Origin of the sequence: Thermus sediminis (genome assembly GCF_003426945.1) — a bacterium.
Taxonomy (GTDB): domain Bacteria; phylum Deinococcota; class Deinococci; order Deinococcales; family Thermaceae; genus Thermus; species Thermus sediminis.
This window is the reverse complement of sequence record NZ_QURO01000004.1, coordinates 1,223,986-1,239,427: the sequence shown is the minus strand read 5'-3', so window position 1 is coordinate 1,239,427 and position 15,442 is coordinate 1,223,986. Positions and strand designations below refer to the sequence as shown.

The 15,442-nt window shown below is 68.7% G+C and carries 13 protein-coding genes; 9 read left to right on the top strand and 4 right to left on the bottom strand.

The features are described from left to right. Window position 1 precedes the first annotated feature (1 nt). The 4 genes from ATI37_RS07255 (at window position 2) to groL (ending at window position 5,046) form a co-directional block, all read left to right on the top strand. Window positions 2–2,242: a GNAT family N-acetyltransferase gene (locus tag ATI37_RS07255; protein ID WP_117237776.1), complete on the top strand. Its 2,241-nt coding sequence runs from the start codon at window positions 2–4 to the stop codon at window positions 2,240–2,242. Beyond that, on the top strand, window positions 2,229–3,020 hold the full coding sequence (locus ATI37_RS07250; RefSeq protein ID WP_117237775.1) for a TrmH family RNA methyltransferase: 792 nt from the start codon (window positions 2,229–2,231) through the stop codon (window positions 3,018–3,020). The genes ATI37_RS07255 and ATI37_RS07250 overlap by 14 nt, the downstream gene beginning before the upstream one ends. A gap of 76 nt (window positions 3,021–3,096) precedes the next feature. Further along, the gene (groES, locus tag ATI37_RS07245; protein WP_117237774.1) at window positions 3,097–3,402 is read left to right on the top strand and encodes a co-chaperone GroES; all 306 of its coding nucleotides are present in this window, start codon (window positions 3,097–3,099) and stop codon (window positions 3,400–3,402) included. Between the two features lie 12 nt (window positions 3,403–3,414). Beyond that, the gene (gene groL / locus ATI37_RS07240) at window positions 3,415–5,046 is read left to right on the top strand and encodes a chaperonin GroEL (protein ID WP_117237773.1); all 1,632 of its coding nucleotides are present in this window, start codon (window positions 3,415–3,417) and stop codon (window positions 5,044–5,046) included. 238 nt (window positions 5,047–5,284) lie between these two features. Here groL and dnaE read toward each other — a convergent pair whose 3' ends face one another. Further along, on the bottom strand, window positions 5,285–10,234 hold the full coding sequence (dnaE, locus tag ATI37_RS07235; protein ID WP_117237772.1) for a DNA polymerase III subunit alpha: 4,950 nt from the start codon (window positions 10,232–10,234) through the stop codon (window positions 5,285–5,287). A 35-nt stretch (window positions 10,235–10,269) separates the two neighbouring features. On the opposite strand from dnaE, the gene ATI37_RS11585 reads away from it, so the two are divergent. Both ATI37_RS11585 and ATI37_RS07230 read left to right on the top strand, forming a co-directional pair. Beyond that, window positions 10,270–10,413, top strand: coding sequence for a hypothetical protein (locus ATI37_RS11585; RefSeq protein WP_198665522.1), 144 nt, complete (start codon window positions 10,270–10,272; stop codon window positions 10,411–10,413). Continuing rightward, entirely contained in the window at window positions 10,410–10,970 is a 561-nt protein-coding gene (locus tag ATI37_RS07230) for a 5-formyltetrahydrofolate cyclo-ligase (RefSeq protein WP_117237771.1), read from the top strand. Before ATI37_RS11585 ends, ATI37_RS07230 begins: the two co-directional genes overlap by 4 nt. Here the strand turns inward: ATI37_RS07230 and ATI37_RS07225 are convergent. Beyond that, window positions 10,957–11,277, bottom strand: a complete 321-nt coding sequence (locus ATI37_RS07225) for an FUN14 domain-containing protein (protein WP_198665521.1) — start codon at window positions 11,275–11,277, stop codon at window positions 10,957–10,959. The genes ATI37_RS07230 and ATI37_RS07225 overlap by 14 nt on opposite strands. 36 nt (window positions 11,278–11,313) lie before the next feature. Further along, on the bottom strand, window positions 11,314–11,865 hold the full coding sequence (locus ATI37_RS07220) for an HD domain-containing protein (RefSeq protein WP_117237770.1): 552 nt from the start codon (window positions 11,863–11,865) through the stop codon (window positions 11,314–11,316). 16 nt (window positions 11,866–11,881) lie between these two features. Here ATI37_RS07220 and ispF point away from each other — a divergent pair, with 16 nt between their 5' ends. The 3 genes from ispF to ATI37_RS07205 all read left to right on the top strand — a co-directional run bounded on the left by ispF (window position 11,882) and on the right by ATI37_RS07205 (window position 14,670). Further along, the gene (gene ispF, locus ATI37_RS07215) at window positions 11,882–12,340 is read left to right on the top strand and encodes a 2-C-methyl-D-erythritol 2,4-cyclodiphosphate synthase (protein WP_117237769.1); all 459 of its coding nucleotides are present in this window, start codon (window positions 11,882–11,884) and stop codon (window positions 12,338–12,340) included. 101 nt (window positions 12,341–12,441) lie between these two features. Then, a complete protein-coding gene (locus ATI37_RS07210) occupies window positions 12,442–13,890 on the top strand; it encodes a tetratricopeptide repeat protein (RefSeq protein WP_117237768.1) in 1,449 nt (482 codons plus the stop codon). A gap of 3 nt (window positions 13,891–13,893) precedes the next feature. Then, on the top strand, window positions 13,894–14,670 hold the full coding sequence (locus tag ATI37_RS07205) for an SAM hydrolase/SAM-dependent halogenase family protein (RefSeq protein ID WP_117237767.1): 777 nt from the start codon (window positions 13,894–13,896) through the stop codon (window positions 14,668–14,670). Here the strand turns inward: ATI37_RS07205 and surE are convergent. Beyond that, a complete protein-coding gene (gene surE, locus ATI37_RS07200; RefSeq protein WP_117237766.1) occupies window positions 14,667–15,416 on the bottom strand; it encodes a 5'/3'-nucleotidase SurE in 750 nt (249 codons plus the stop codon). The two genes, ATI37_RS07205 and surE, sit on opposite strands and share 4 nt — an antisense overlap. Between the last annotated feature and the right edge of the window lie 26 nt (window positions 15,417–15,442).

Sequence of the window (15,442 nt, the reverse complement as noted above, 5' to 3'; positions counted from 1 at the left end):
CATGGGCTACGTCCCGCCCCCCACCCCCCAGCACGGCCTCGAGGAGGGCCCCGTCCTCCTCAAGGACGGGCGCACCGCCCTCCTCCGCCGGGCCTTGAGGAAGGACCTCCCCCTCTTCGTGGAGTTCCTTAGGCGGCTTTCCCCGGCCTCCTTGCGCATGCGCTTCTTCTCCCCCATCTCCCCGGAGAGGGCAGCGGAGCTCCTCCTCTCCGCCAAGCCCGACGAGGAGAAGGTGACCCTCATCGTCCTGGCCGGGGACCCGTCCCGGCTGGTGGCCACGGGGGAGTACGTGCGGGTTAGGGGCCAGGACACCGCCGAGGTGGCCTTCCTCGTGGAGGACGCCTACCAGGGGAAGGGCCTTGGCACCCTCCTTTTGGAAAGGCTTGCCCTCGTCGCCGCCAAGAGGGGGATCCGCCGCTTCCAGGCCTTCACCTTGGCGGAAAATCGGCCTATGCTGAACGTCTTTATGGAAAGCGGCTTCCGCGTCAAGGCCCACCGGGAGGGGGGGGAGGTGGAGGTGGAGTTTGAGATCCTCATGGAGGAGGAGGCGGCCCGGCGCTTCGAGTGGCGGGAGAAGGTCTCCACCATTGCTAGCCTCCACCCCTTCTTCTTCCCCAAGGGGGTGGCCGTGGTAGGGGCGAGCCGCGACCCGGAGAGCATCGGCTACCGCGTCCTAGAGAACCTCATCTTCGGCCGCTTCCAGGGCCCGGTCTTCCCAGTGAACGAGGCCATCGGCCAGGAGGGGGGGACGGTGGGCCCCCTCCTGGCCTACCCCAATCTGGAGCGCATCCCTGGCCCCGTGGACCTGGCGGTGATCGCCGTGCCCAAGGAGCGGGTGCTGGAGGCCCTCGAGGCCTGTGGCCGCCGGGGGGTGCGGGGGGCTATCGTCCTCACCGCGGGCTTCACCCCCCAAGAGGCCAGGGCCCTGGCGGACAAGGCCAGGCGGCTTGGCATGCGCCTCTTGGGCTCGGGCTCCCTGGGCCTAGCCCACGCCGCCTCCCGCCTGGCGGCGGGCCTGGTTCCCCTGCCCAAGCCAGGACCCCTGGCCATCTCCAGCCAGTCGGGCACCCTGGGCCGGGCGGTTCTGGCCTACGCCGAGGCCATGGGGCTCGGGGTCTCCGCCTTCGTCTCCTTGGGGGCCAAGGCGGACATCTCCTCCAACGACCTCCTGCAGCTTTGGGAGGAGGACGAGGCCACCGGGGTCATCCTCCTCTACCTGGAGAGCTTCGGCAATCCCAGGCGCTTCTCCCGCCTGGCCCGGAGGGTGGGCAAGAAGAAACCCATCCTGGCCGTCCACCCCTCCCGTGACCCCCTGGTGCGGGCCCTCTTCGCCCAGGCGGGGGTGGTGCGGGTGGGAAGCCTGGAGGAGGCGCTGGACGTGGCCGCCCTTCTCTCCTTGGGCCGCCTCCCGGAAAACGGGCGAGTGCGCCTCATCTCCAACGCTTCCGGCCCCTCCAACCTGGCCCTCGAGGCCCTCAAGGAGGGGGGCATGGAGGTGGAGCACGTGGACCTGGGCTCCGAGGCCCGGGCCGAGGCCTTCCAAAAGGCCCTGGAGGAGGCCTTGGGGAGCGAAGCGGGCAGCGTCTTCCTCCTCTTCGTCCCCATGGGCTTCGCTGGGGAGGAAGAGGTCTTGGCCCTGATCCAGGAGGCCCAAGGCCAGAAGCTCCTCCTGGCCTGCCTCATGGGGCAGGAGGAGCCAAGGGTCAGGCTCATGGCCCGGGCGGTCCTCTACCGCTTCCCCGAGTCCGCGGCCCTTGCCCTGAGCCGGGCCTGGGGCTACCACAGGTGGCGGGAGGAGCCCCTCCTCTTCCCCGACTTCCCCAACCTGCAGGTGGAAAAGGCGAGGAAACTCCTGGAGGGGAAGAAGGCCCTGAGCCCCGAGGAAGGCCGGGCCCTCCTCCTGGCCTTCGGCCTGCCCCTGGGGGAGGGGGAAGGCCTGCGCCTCCGCCTCACCGCTGCCCCTCACCCCCTCTTCGGCCCCGTCCTCACCCTCCTCCTGCCCACCCCGTTGGGGGAGCAGGCCCTGGGCCTCCGCCTCACCCCCCTTACGGAGAGGGATGCCCGGGAGTTCCTGAAGCCCTTGGAGGGCCACCTGGAATCCGCCCCTTACCGGGAGATCGTCCTCAGGGCCTCCCGGCTCCTGGAGGAGTTCCCCCAGGTGGAGCGCCTGGAGCTAGAGCTCACCGGCGCAAAGGTGACGGACTTCCAGGTCAAGCTGGCGGAGGGCCGTGGGGATCGCTAGCCCTAGGAACCCTAAGGTCAAGGCCTTGGCCGCCCTAAAGGAGCGGAAGGAGCGGGAGCGCACGGGCCTCTTCCTGGTGGAGGGGAGGCGGGAGGTGGAAAGGGCCTTGAGGGCGGGCCTAGAGCCCCTTGTCCTCCTCCTGGGGCCCAGGGCGGGCCTCGAGGAGCGCCTCCTCACGGAGGGCAAGGAGGTGCTCCTCCTTTCCCAGGCCGCTTTGGAGCGGGTCTCCAGCCGGGAAAACCCCGCCCAGCTCATCGGGGTCTTCCCCATTCCCCAAAAGGACCTCGCCCAGGTCCGCCTCCCCAAAGACCCCCTGGTCCTGGTCCTCCTGGGCCTGGAGAAACCGGGAAACCTGGGGGCCATCCTCCGCTCCGCCGACGGGGCGGGGGTGGACCTGGTCCTGGTGGCCGAGGGGGTGGACCTCTATAGCCCCCAGGCCATCCGCAACGCCACGGGGGTGGTCTTCGGCCTCCCCGTCTTCCCCACCTCCGAGGAGGAAGCGGCCCGCTTCCTAGAGGCGCAGGGCCTCCCCCTGGTGGCCGCCACCCCCCGGGGGGAGAGGGTCTACTGGGAGGAGGACTACAAAAAGGGCGTGGCCTTCCTCCTGGGGGCCGAGGACCAGGGTCTCCCTGAGGCCTGGCTCGTGCGGGCCCACGCCCGGGTGCGGATCCCCATGCGGGGGCAGGCCGACAGCCTCAACGTTTCCGTGAGCGCCGCCCTCCTCCTCTACGAGGCCCTACGCCAGCGATCCTCACAAGATCCCCCTCAACCCCCTTGACAAAAGGGGGCCAAGCCGGAATAATGACCCTTGGTTTGACACTCTAGCCGTTTGAGTGTCAAAGGAGGGAGTGCGTATGGCTGCGGAGGTGAAGACGGTGATCAAGCCCCTAGGCGACCGCGTGGTGGTGAAACGGATCGAGGAGGAGCCCAAGACCAAGGGCGGCATCGTGCTTCCCGACACGGCCAAGGAGAAGCCCCAGAAGGGCCAGGTCATCGCCGTGGGCACGGGCCGCATCCTGGAGAACGGGCAGCGGGTGCCCCTCGAGGTCAAGGAGGGGGACACCGTGGTCTTCGCCAAGTACGGCGGCACGGAGATCGAGATCGACGGCGAGGAGTACGTGATCCTCTCCGAGCGGGACCTCTTGGCGGTCCTTTCCTAAAGGAGGTGCGGCATGGCGAAGATTCTGGTCTTTGACGAGGCGGCGCGCCGGGCTTTGGAGCGAGGCGTCAACGCGGTGGCTGATGCGGTGAAGGTGACCCTGGGCCCCAGGGGCCGGAACGTGGTCCTGGAGAAGAAGTTCGGCTCCCCCTCCATCACCAAAGACGGGGTGACGGTGGCCAAGGAGATCGAGCTGGAGAACCACCTGGAGAACATCGGGGCCCAGCTCCTCAAGGAGGTGGCCTCCAAGACCAACGACGTGGCCGGGGACGGCACCACCACCGCCACCGTCTTGGCCCAGGCCATCGTGCGGGAGGGCCTGAAGAACGTGGCCGCCGGGGCCAACCCCCTGGCCCTCAAGCGGGGCATTGAGAAGGCGGTGGAGGCCGCGGTGGAGAAGATCAAGTCCCTGGCCATCCCCGTGGAGGACCGCAAGGCCATCGAGGAGGTGGCCACGATCTCCGCCAACGACCCTGACGTGGGCAAGCTCATCGCCGACGCCATGGAGAAGGTGGGGAAGGAGGGGATCATCACCGTTGAGGAGTCCAAGAGCCTGGACACCGAGCTGAAGTTCGTGGAGGGGTACCAGTTTGACAAGGGGTACATCTCTCCCTACTTCGTCACCAACCCCGAGGCCATGGAGGGGGTCCTGGAGGACGCCTTCATCCTCATCGTGGAGAAGAAGGTCTCCAACGTCCGCGAACTCCTCCCCGTCCTGGAGCAGGTGGCCCAGACCGGCAAGCCCCTCCTCCTCATCGCCGAGGACGTGGAGGGCGAGGCCCTGGCCACCCTGGTGGTCAACAAGCTCCGGGGCACCCTGAGCGTGGCCGCGGTCAAGGCCCCCGGCTTCGGGGACCGCAGGAAGGAGATGCTCAAGGACATCGCTGCGGTCACCGGCGGCACCGTGATCTCCGAGGAGCTGGGCTTTAAGCTGGAGAACGCCACCCTCTCCATGCTGGGCCGGGCCGAGCGGGTGCGCATCACCAAGGACGAGACCACCATCGTGGGCGGCAAGGGCAAGAAGGAGGACATCGAGGCCCGGATCAACGGCATCAAGAAGGAGCTGGAGACCACCGATTCGGAGTACGCCAAGGAGAAGCTCCAGGAGCGCCTGGCCAAGCTGGCGGGCGGCGTGGCCGTGATCCGGGTGGGGGCCGCCACCGAGACTGAGCTCAAGGAGAAGAAGCACCGCTTTGAGGACGCCCTTTCCGCCACCCGGGCCGCGGTGGAGGAGGGGATCGTACCTGGGGGCGGCGTGGCCCTCCTGCGGGCCATCGGGGCGGTGGAGGAGCTCCTGAAGAAGCTGGAGGGCGACGAGGCCACCGGGGCCAGGATCGTGCGCCGGGCCTTGGAGGAGCCCACGCGCCTGATCGCCGAGAACGCCGGCTACGAGGGCTCCATCGTCGTGCAGAAGATCCTCTCCGAGACCAAGAACCCCCGCTACGGCTTTGACGCCGCCGCGGGCGACTTCACGGACATGGTGGAGGCGGGCATCGTGGACCCCGCCAAGGTGACCCGTTCCGCCCTACAGAATGCCGCCTCCATCGGCTCCCTCATCCTCACCACCGAGGCGGTGGTGGCGGAGAAGCCCGAGAAGAAGGAGTCTACGCCGACCCCGGCCTCGAGCGGGGACATGGACTTCTAGCCTAGGTTAGGCGCCAAGGGGGCTGGGCTTTGGCCCAGCCCCTAGGCTTTTTCCTGGTGGTCAAAAACCCCTTCCCAAGCCCAGGGGTACCCTCTGAGGGCTCATGTGGAGCAGAGGGAAGCCTCCCCCGCAAGGGATGGGAGCGCAGGAAGGAACACCCAGAAGGGGGTGCGGTACTGGGGCCCATACGGGGGCTGGAATGGCCGCCATCGGGACCAAGGGGTCCTCTGGAAGGCCCCTAGAAAGGGACCACCTCCTCCTTAGGTCCACCCCCGTTCCCCTGTAGGAAGACCTCCCGGTCGGGCACCAGGTAGGCGCGAAAGCCCTCGGCCTCCAAAAGGTCAAGGACCCCCTCCCCCACCCGGGCCTCCCTGAGGGCGAAGAGGGCTTCGCCGAAGGGCCCCTGGACCCTGAGGTAAAGGGGCAGGCTCCCGGGGTGCTCGTCCAGGAGGCTTTTTAGGTGGGCTACCCCCTGCTCGTCCAGGAGGGCGTGGTCCACCTCTAGCTCCAGGGCCTGGGGAGCCTCGGCCACCTCCTCCCGGGTCCAGACCGCCTGGGCCACCACCCGAAGACCCCCTCCCTCGCTCGCCCCCCGCTCCACCTCCGCCAGGACCAGGAGGGGGATGTCCTCCTTAAGCTTGGAGGAAACCGCCTCGTAGGCCCGGCCGAAGGCCACCACCTCCAGGGCCCCCGTCTCGTCGGAGAGGGTGAAGCGGGCCATCATGCCCCCGGAGCGGGTGGGCTTGCGCGCCACCCCCTCCACCATCCCGGCGAGGAGGACCCTGGGCCTCCCGGAAAGCCCCCGCACGAACTCGGGGAGCTCCTCCAGGGTGCAGCTCGCCACCTCCCTTAGCCCGGGGTAACGGAGCACAGGGTGGCCGGAAACGTAGATGCCCAAGGCCTCCTTCTCGTAGCGGAGCCGGGTGATCTCGTCCAGGGGCGGGGCCTCTAGGAGGGGAGGCTCCTCCACCTCGGCGAAGAGGCCCACCAGGCCGCTCCTTTCCCTCTCCCGAACCTCCGCCGCCCAACGGAGGAGGGGCTCCAAGGAGGCCAGGAGCCTGGCCCGGTCCCCAAAGGCGTCCAGGGCCCCCGCCTTCACCAAGGACTCCAGGGCCCGTTTGTTCACCACCTGCTCGGAAAGGCGGCTCAAGAAGTCCCCAAGGCTCCTGTAGGGCCCGCCCCGCTCCCTTTCCTCCAGGATGGCCCGGGCCGCCCCCTCCCCCACGTTCCTCACCGCCGAGAGGCCGAAGAGGATCTCCTCCCCCACCACCTTGAAGTCAAAGCCGGAGCGGTTGACGTCCGGGGGCACGACGGGGATGCCCAAGGCCCGGGCATCCCGGATGTACTCCGCCACCTTGTCGGAGTCGTGGCGCTCTACGCTGAGGAGGGCGGCCATGAACTCCACGGGGTAGTGGGCCTTCACGTAGGCGGTCTGGTAGGAGAGGAGGCTGTAGGCGGCGGCGTGGGAGTTGTGGACGATGACGTCCTCGGCCACGAAGGTGTGGGTCCCTTCCACGGTGAGGTCAAAGACCTCCTCCTCGCCCAAGGGCTCTATGGCCTCCACCCGGTCCCAGTAGACCTCGGCCTCGGCGAGGCGCAGGAGGGCTAGGCTTCCCGTAAGGGCGGCAAGCCGCTCTAGAGTAGCCCTGGAAAGCCCACGCCTCCCCTTGCCTGGGCGTAGGAGCCCCTCGGCCAGCCCCGCCTCCCTCAGGAAGGCCGCCACCTGGCCCTGGGCCACCCGGGCCACCTCCTCCTTCACCTCTTCCAGCAAGGCCAGGGGCAGGACGTCCTTGGTGCTCCGGCCCGCCGCCTCCCAGGAGGCCAGGAGGGCTTCCAGGTCCTGCCGCCTCTTGCCGATGAGGTGGGGTCCGATGACCTGGGCAAAGCGGCGGGCGGCCTCGAGGCCCCCCAGGAGATAGACGGCGTACCCGGTGCGCCCTTCCTTGTGAGCGAAGCGCTTTTCCACCAGCCGGCTCTGCAGGCCCAGTCTAAGGAGGAGGTGCTGCACCCCCTCCGCCAAAGCCCGGGAGGCGGTGGCGTAGTGGATGAGGCGGCCCCTGGGGTCCACCCCTCCGTCCCCCGTCCAGAGCCGCCCCAGGAAGCGGGCCACCTCCTCGGGGGGAAGTCGGTAGACCACCTCAGGCAGGCGCTTTTCCCGAGCGGAAAGCCCCAAAAGCCCCTGCTTCCGCAAGAAGGCCACCGCTCCCGCCTCCCGCTTCCGGTCCCGCCGCCCCACGTAGAGGTGGGCCACCCCTCTTCGCCAGACCACCCGGGTGCGGGTGTTGGCGAAGGAGGCGAGGGCCTCCAGCATGGCCCTAAGCTCCTCTTCCGAAGCGGTGTAAAGGTAAAAGCCCGAGGGGTGGCGGAGGTTACCCTCGGAAAGGGCAAAGCCCAGGAGGTCCAGCTCAAAAGGAGCCAGGCGGGCCGAGGGCCGGTAGGGCAGGTGGCGGGGAAGGGCCACGTAGTCCCCCGGGACCAGGGCGCCCAGGGGCCGCCAGCCCTGAGGGGTGAAAAGGGGGTGGTTGGCGGTGGCCTCCAAGACCCTGCCCGTGGCGGTGCGCAGGGCGTAGACCTGGGCCCTCCCGCTTGGGAAGGCCGCCACCACGGGCCTCGGCACCAGGCGGAGGCGGGCCTCGTCCAAGGAGACCACCCAGATTCCCTGCGCCTCGCCCCGGACGATCTCCCCTAGGCTTACCACCTTCCCGGTGCGCCAGTCCACCACCTTGGCCCTTGCGGGCAGGCACTTGTTGAAGCCGTAGTTGGCGAAGGCCTCCAGCATGTCAAAGAGGCGGTTGGCCTCCTCCTCGGGCACGCCCCGCTCCTTGGCCCCCCGGACGAAGCGCTCCCGATGTTTTTGCATCTCCTCTACCTTCTTCTTTCCCATGGCCCTCCTGAGCAGGTCCGCCTCCCCCAGGGAGTACCCCGCTACCTGGGAGGCGATCTGCATGATCTGCTCCTGGTAGACGGGGATACCGTAGGTCTCCTCCAGGATGGGCCTCAGGTACTTCTCCGCATGGGGGAACTCGCTGTAGCTCACGGGCTCCTGGCCGTGGTGGCGGCGGATGTAGGTGGGGATGTGCTCCATGGGCCCGGGGCGGTAGAGGGAGACCAGGGCGATGATGTCCTCCAGGCGCCGGGGCTTTAGCCCCCGCACCGTGGCCGTCATCCCCCCGGACTCCAGCTGGAAGACCCCTTTGGTCTCCCCCCGGGAGAGGAGCTCAAAGGTCTTGGGGTCGTCCAGGGGCAGGCGGTCGTAGTCCAGCTCCATCCCGCGGGACTCCTTGATGATCCGCTTGGCCTCGTCCAGGAAGGTGAGGGTACGGAGGCCCAGGAAGTCCATCTTGAGGAGGCCCAGGGCCTCCACCGCCCCCATCTCGTACTGGGTCACGGGGCGGCCCTCCTGGTCCCGCATGAGGGGGACGAGGTCGGTGAGGGGCTCGGCGGCGATGACCACCCCGGCGGCGTGGACGGAGGCGTGGCGGTTCAGGCCCTCGAGGCGCATGGCCACCTCTATGACCTGGCGGACCCTCTCGTCCTTTTCCATCTCCGCCCTTAGCTCCGGCACCACCCGGATGGCCTCCTCCAGGGGCTTGGGCTTGCCGAACTGGACGGGGATCAGCTTGGCCAGCTCCTCCGCCCGCTTGTGGGGGATGCCGAAGACCCGGGCCACGTCCTTGAGGGCGGCCTTGGAGGCCAGGCTCCCGAAGGTGCCGATCTGGGCCACCCTATCCTCCCCGTACCGCTCCCGCACGTACCCGATGACCCGGTCCCGCTCCCGGTCGGAGAAGTCGGTGTCGATGTCGGGCATGGAGACCCGCTCGGGGTTCAAGAAGCGCTCAAAGAGGAGGCCGAAGCGCAGGGGGTCAATGTTGGTGATGCCCACGGCGTAGGCCACCAGGCTCCCGGCGGCGCTCCCCCTCCCAGGCCCCACGGAGATCCCGTGAGCCTTGGCCCAGTTGATGTAGTCCTGGACGATGAGGAAGTACCCAGGAAACCCCATGCGCTCCATGACGGAAAGCTCGTAAAGGGCCCGGTGGAGGATGGCCTCCGCCGTCCACTCCCGGACCCCCTCCAAGGGGGGGAGCCGCCCCATAAGCTCCTCCCAGGCCTTCCCCTCCACCTGGGCCAGGGCCTCCGCCAAGGCCCCCCCGTCCCCGTGGGGGGGGATCCTTCCCAAAAGACGGAAGACCTCCCGGTAGAAGGCCTCGGTGATGCGGTCGGGGTAGCGCCTGAGGAGGCCCAGGAAGGTGAGCTCCCTGAGGTACTGGGCCTCGGTGCGCCCCTCGGGGAGGGGGAAGCGGGGGATGCGGTAGACCATCCGGTCCCCGATGGGCAGGTCCACCTGGCACATCCGGGCGATCTCCACGGTGTTGTCAAAGGGCTCGTCCCCCCATTCCGCCTCGGGGAGCATGGCCCGCATCTCCTCCGGGGTCTTCACGTAGAACTCGTCGCAGGGGAAGCGCCAGCGGTCCTTGTCGTCCAGGGTGCTTTTGGACTGGATGGCCAGGAGGACCTCGTGGGCGCGGGCGTCCTCCTTGCGCACGTAGTGGCCGTCGTTGGTAGCCACCATCCCCAGGCCGTACTTGCGGGCGAACTCCTTGAGGACCTCGTTCACCTTCCGCTGCTCGGGGAGGCCGTGGTTTTGGATCTCCAGGAAGAAGCGGTCGCCGAAGATGGCGAGGTACTCCTCAAGCCGGGCCTCGGCCAGGTCCAGGCGGTCCTCGAGGATGAACTGGGGGATCTCCGCCCCCAGGCAGCCGGAGAGGGCGATGAGGCCCTCGGAATGCTCCCTAAGGATCTCCCGGTCGATGCGGGGCTTCTCGTAAAAGCCTTCCAGGTAGGCCCGGCTCGCCAGGCGGACCAGGTTCTGGTAGCCCCGGAAGTCCTTAGCGAGGAGGGTGAGGTGGAAGTACCCCCCGTCCAGGCCCTTCCCCCTTTTGCGGTCAAAGCGGCTTTCCGCCGCCACGTAGGCCTCGTAGCCGATGATGGGCTTCACCCCCATGGCGGTGGCCTTTTTGTAGAACTCCACGGCCCCGAAGAGGTTGCCGTGGTCCGTCATGGCCAGGGCGGGGTCCTCGGGGGTGGTCTCCTTCACCCATTTGAGGAGGTCCTGGAGCTTGGCCGCCCCGTCCAGGAGGGAGAACTGGGTGTGCTGGTGCAGGTGGGCGAACTTGAGCTTGGACCCCATACCCCACCAGTTTAGGGCTAGACTTGGGGAAGGTGATGGAAGCGCCCTTCCCCCAGGAAGAGGCCCTTAAGGCTATCTTCGCCCCAAACCAGAGGATCCGAACCCCTATCCCTCCCGAAGAGGCCCTAGGCCAGATCCGGGAGGAGAGGGACCAGGAACAGGACCTTTGGACCCCATGACCCTCGGCCAGCTCCGGGAAGAGGTCTGGAACTTCCTGGCCCGCCACGACCTGGCCCTCCACCCCACACCCCCCCACGGCCACCACCCCAACTTCCTGGGGGCCAGGCGGGCGGCGGAGAGGCTCATGAAGACCCCGGAGTTCCAGGGGGCGAGGCTCGTCCTGGCGGGGATGGACGCCGTCCTCAAACCCCTCAGGGAGGAGGCGCTGAAGCAGGGGAAGGCCCTCCTCCTCCCCCACCCCGACCGCCCCGGCGAGTTTTTGCTCCTAAAGGGCCTGGACCCGAGGCGGCTTAGGCGGGTGCGGGAGGCCTACCGCTACGGGGTGCGGGTGGACCTAAGGGACCAGCCCGTTGACCTGGTCCTCGTCGGGGCGGTGGCCGTGGACGAGGAGGGGGGGTGGGTGGGGAAGGGCTATGGCTTCCCCCAGGCCTGGCTGGAGGTGGCAGCCCCCTTCGCCACCCTGGCCCACCCGGTCATGGTCTACCCCCGGCTCCCCGTGGCCCCCGAGCGCCGGGTGGACCTGATCGCCACCCCCCAGAGGCTCATCCGGCCCTGAGGCCCAGGATAAGCCCCCCCACGAAGCTGGCCCCGAAGGGAAGGTTGTGGGTGAGGGTGGAAAGGAGCCGCTCCCAGAGACTCTGGAGGCCCGGCTGTTGCAGGAAGGGCTCCACGTCCTGCTGGATCCGCGTCCAGTCCACCTGCACGTAGCCCGCCTGGGCCAGAAGCTGCAGGGCGACGAAGAGGAGGCCCAGGAGGATGGCCAGGACGCGGCCCACCTTCTTGAGGGCGTAGCCCACCGCGTACCCCGCCAGGCCGCCAAAGGTCACCTGGCCCAGGTAGGGGGTGAGGTCGGGAAGCGCCATCCCCCTCACCCTAGCGGGAAAAGGGCCCCAAGGCAACTAGGCTAGGCCAAGGGGCCTAGCGTTCTCCTTCATGGCGGCGAGGACAAAGGCGATGTGCTCCTCCAGGGGCACCCCCAGCTCCCTCGCCCCCTCCTCTATCTCCTTTCGGTTCACCCCCTTGGCGAAGGCCTTGTCCTTGAACTTCTTCTTGAGGCTCGGGAGCTCCAGGCCCAGGATGGAACGGTCGGGGCGCACGTAAACGGCGGCGGTGATGAGGCCGGTGAGCTCGTCCACGGCGAAGAGGGCCTTGGCCATGAGGCTTCTGCGGGGCACCCCCGTGTAGCTGGCGTGACCCAGGATGGCCTCGAGGACCTCCTCCGGATACCCCAGCCGCCTAAGCTCCTCCACCCCCCGGTAAGGGTGGGCCTCGGGGTGCTTCTCGTAGTCCATGTCGTGGAGGACCCCGGCCATGGCCCAAAGCTCCTCGTCCTCACCGTAGCGGCGGGCGTAGGCCCGCATGGCCACCTCCACCGCCCGCATGTGCCGCCTAAGGGAGTCGCTTTCCGTCCAGGCCTCCATGAGGGCCAGGGCTTCCTGGAAGCTCGGCATGCCCTAGAGTATAGCCATGCGCCTGGGCTACGGCGAGGATAGCCATCTTCTTGAGGAGGGGCGGCCCCTTTACCTCTGCGGCCTCCTCCTGCCAAGCCCCCTAGGGGCCAAGGCCCACTCCGACGGGGACGCCGCCCTCCACGCCCTCACGGACGCCTTGCTCTCCGCCTTTGGCCTCGGGGACATCGGCCTCCTCTTCCCCGACACCGACCCCAGGTGGCGGGGGGTGCGGAGCGCGGTCTTCCTAGAGGAGGCCCTAAGCCTGGTGGCCGCCCGGGGAGGACGCCTCATCCAGGTGAGCCTCGTCATCACCCTGGACCAGCCCAAGCTCTCCCCCCACCGCCAGGGCCTAAGAGAAAACCTATCCCACCTCCTGAACCTCCCCGAGGACCGGGTGGGCCTCACCTTCAAGACCTCGGAGGGCCTAGCCCCCAGGCACGTCCAGGCCCGGGCGGTGGTGCTCCTGGAGGGTTGAGGTCCCGATCCGGCTGGGGGCTCGGATCTGGGCCTGCCGTGGACCCTGACCGTTGGGATTGCACCGGGTCCAGGGCAGGGGGCCGGAGTAGACTAGAACGCATGAGGCTTATCTGGGGGTTGGGGTTTCTCTTGGGCCTCCTGAGCCTGGCCCAGGGGGCCGAGGATTACTATGCCCGCTGCGCGCGCCTGTATGCGCAAGGAGCTCTGGAGAGCGCCCAGGCCACCTGCGAGCTGGCCCTGGTGAGCGACCCCACCCACAGGCCTAGCCTCCGCCTCCTTGCCCGGATCCATCTAGAAAAAGGGGAGGCCGCCCGGGCGGAGGGCTACCTGGAGCGGCTGGGGGAGGACCCGGAGGCCCCGCTTTTGCAAGCCAGGCTCCTCCTCGTAAGAGGAAGGCCCGGGGAGGTGCTCAAGCTTCCCTTGACCCAGTCCCCGGAGGGAAGGCTGCTTAGGGCTAGGGCCCTCGAGGCCCTAAGGCGCTACGAGGAGGCCCTGGGGGAGGCCCAAGGCCTGCCCCCCACCCCCGAGGTCCGGCTCCTCCTCTCCCGGCTCCATCTGGCCTTGGGAAACCCCGAGTTGGGCCTCGTTGCCTTGGGCTTCACCCTAGAGGAACAGCTGGAGCGGGGCCGCCTCCTCTTCCTCACGGGGAGGCCCCAGGAGACGGCGGCCCTTTTGGAAGACCTCCTCCCTCAGTTGGCCACTAGGCCCGAGCTCCAGCGCCAAGCCCTCTCCACCCTGGTCCTGGCCTACCTGGGCCAGGGGGACCTGGCCCGGGGGCGGGCAGCCTTGGCCCAGCTTTCGGGACTGGAAAACCTCCCGGGCCTCCTCCTCTCCTACGCTTGGCCCTGGCTCCTGGCCTTGTTGGCCTTTCTGGTCCTGAGCCTTTTGGGAGAAAGCCGCATCGAACCCCTGCGCACCGTGGAGTTGGTGGATAACCCGATGCCGGGGCCGGGGAGCCTCTACCTCTTCCTCCTCCTCGCCCTCCTCCTGGCCCTGGGCTTCGCTGCCTTCCTGGGCCAGACCCTCTTCGCCAACGCCCTGGCCCTCGTCACCCCTTACCAGCGGGACCAGATCCTGCCCAGCTTCTACCTCGCCTATGGTCTCCTCCTCTTCCTGGGGCTTCTCCTTTGGCAAAGGAGGCGGCTTCCCCAGGTCCTGGGCCCCCTCGAGGGCTTTGTGGAAGGGTTCTGGGTAGGGCCCGCCCTGGTCCTCCTCCTCTTCGCCTACGGGGCAGCGCGGGATTCCGTGAGCCTCCCCACCCTTCCCCTGAACCTCTTAGCCTTCCTGGGCCTGGCCCTCATGGAGCCCTTCTTCCGGGGCTTGGCCCCTCTCGTCCTCCGCGAGCGCTACCGGGACCTGGCCCCCTACCTCGTCCCCCTCCTCTTCGCCCTGGCCGTCCCCGGGCCCACGCTCCTCCTCTTCCTCCTGGGAGCAGGGCTCCTCCTGGTCAAGGAGCGGATGGGAGGCGTCCTGGGGCTTTCTCTGGGCTGGGTGGTGGCAGGGGTGGTGCTCTCCCTTCTGCCTGCCCCCTGGCTCCGCCTCCTTTAGGCCATGCGCCCCGTCTATTTCCTTTCGGACTTCGGCCTGGAGGACCCCTACGCCACCATAGTCCAGGCCGTCCTGGAGGCCCGGGCCCCTGGGTTGCGGGTGGTTCACCTGGCCCACGGCCTGCCCCCGGGGGACCTGCGCCGGGCCGCCTACGCCCTCTTCCAAGCGATCCCCTATCTGCCCGAGGGGGCGGTCCTCCTGGCGGTGGTGGATCCCGGGGCGGGCACGGCGAGGCGGGCCATCGCCGCCTGGGGAAGGCGCCTCTACGTGGGCCCCGACAACGGCCTCTTCACCCTGGCCTGGCTCCTGGACCCGCCAGAAAGGGCCTTTCTTCTGGAAAATCCCGCCCCTCCCAAGCCCCAGGGGGTAAAGCCCCTTCCCGGCTGGCGCCCTGGGGCGCACACCTTCCACGGCCGCGACCTTTTCGCCCCCGCCGCGGCCCACCTGGCCCTGGGCCTACCCCCGGAGGCCCTGGGCCCCGAGGTCCCGGGGGAAACCCTAAACCGCCTTCCCCTCGTCCTGAGCCCCGGGCCTTTGGGGGAGGTCCTCACCTTTGACCGCTTCGGCAACGCCGTCACCACCCTCCTCGCCGCCCCCCTGGGGGGGTGGGTGGAGGTGGCGGGGAGGCGGCTTAGGGTCCTCCGCACCTTTGGGGAGGCCCAAGAGGGGGAAGCCCTGGCCTACTTGGGGAGCGCCGGCCTTCTGGAAATCGCCATCAACCGGGGAAGCGCCCGGGAGGCCCTGGGCCTTCGGGAGGGGATGCCCGTCCGCCTCCTCTAAAGCTCCTGAAGCCAGCGGGCCACCTCCGGTAAAAAAGCGGTGGCGGTGAAGTCCAGGCTCACCGGGGTCACGGAGATGTAGCCCCGGCGCACGGCCCAAAGGTCCGTGCCCTCCTCCTCCTCCCCCACCGGGACGCCCGCGATCCAGTAGTAGGGCCTGCCCTCAGGGTCCAGGCGCTCCACCACGGTGTCCTCAATGCGGTGGGTGGAGAGGCGGGTAACCAAGGCGCCCTTGGGGGTGCCCGCGGGGAAGTTCACATTGAGGAGGACCCCTTTGGGAAGCCCTCTCTCCGCCACCAACCGGGCCAGGCGTGTGGCCCAAAGGGCGGCCTGGGCGAAGTCCAGGTCCTCGCGGGAGGTGTCCAGGCTGAAGGCCAGGGAGGGGATGCCCAAGGAGGTGCCCTCGAGGGCCGCGGCCACGGTGCCCGAGTGGGTGAGGTCCAGGCCCAGGTTCACCCCGATGTTGATGCCGGAGACCAAAAGGTCCGGCCGCCCCAGGAGGTGGACCCCCAGGACCACGCAGTCCGCGGGGGTGCCGTCCACCCGGTAGGCGGGGATCTCCCCGAAGCCGGCGCTAGCGGTGTGCTTGAAGCGCAAGGGGCGGCGCACGGTGATCCCGTGGCCTACCGCCGACTGCTCCACGTCTGGGGCCACCACGTAGACCTCCCCCAGGGCCCGCATGGCCAGGCCTAGGGCCTTGATGCCGGGAGAGAAGATGCCGTCGTCGTTGGCGACCAGGATGCGCATGCCTCAAGCCTAAGGGAAAAGGGCTC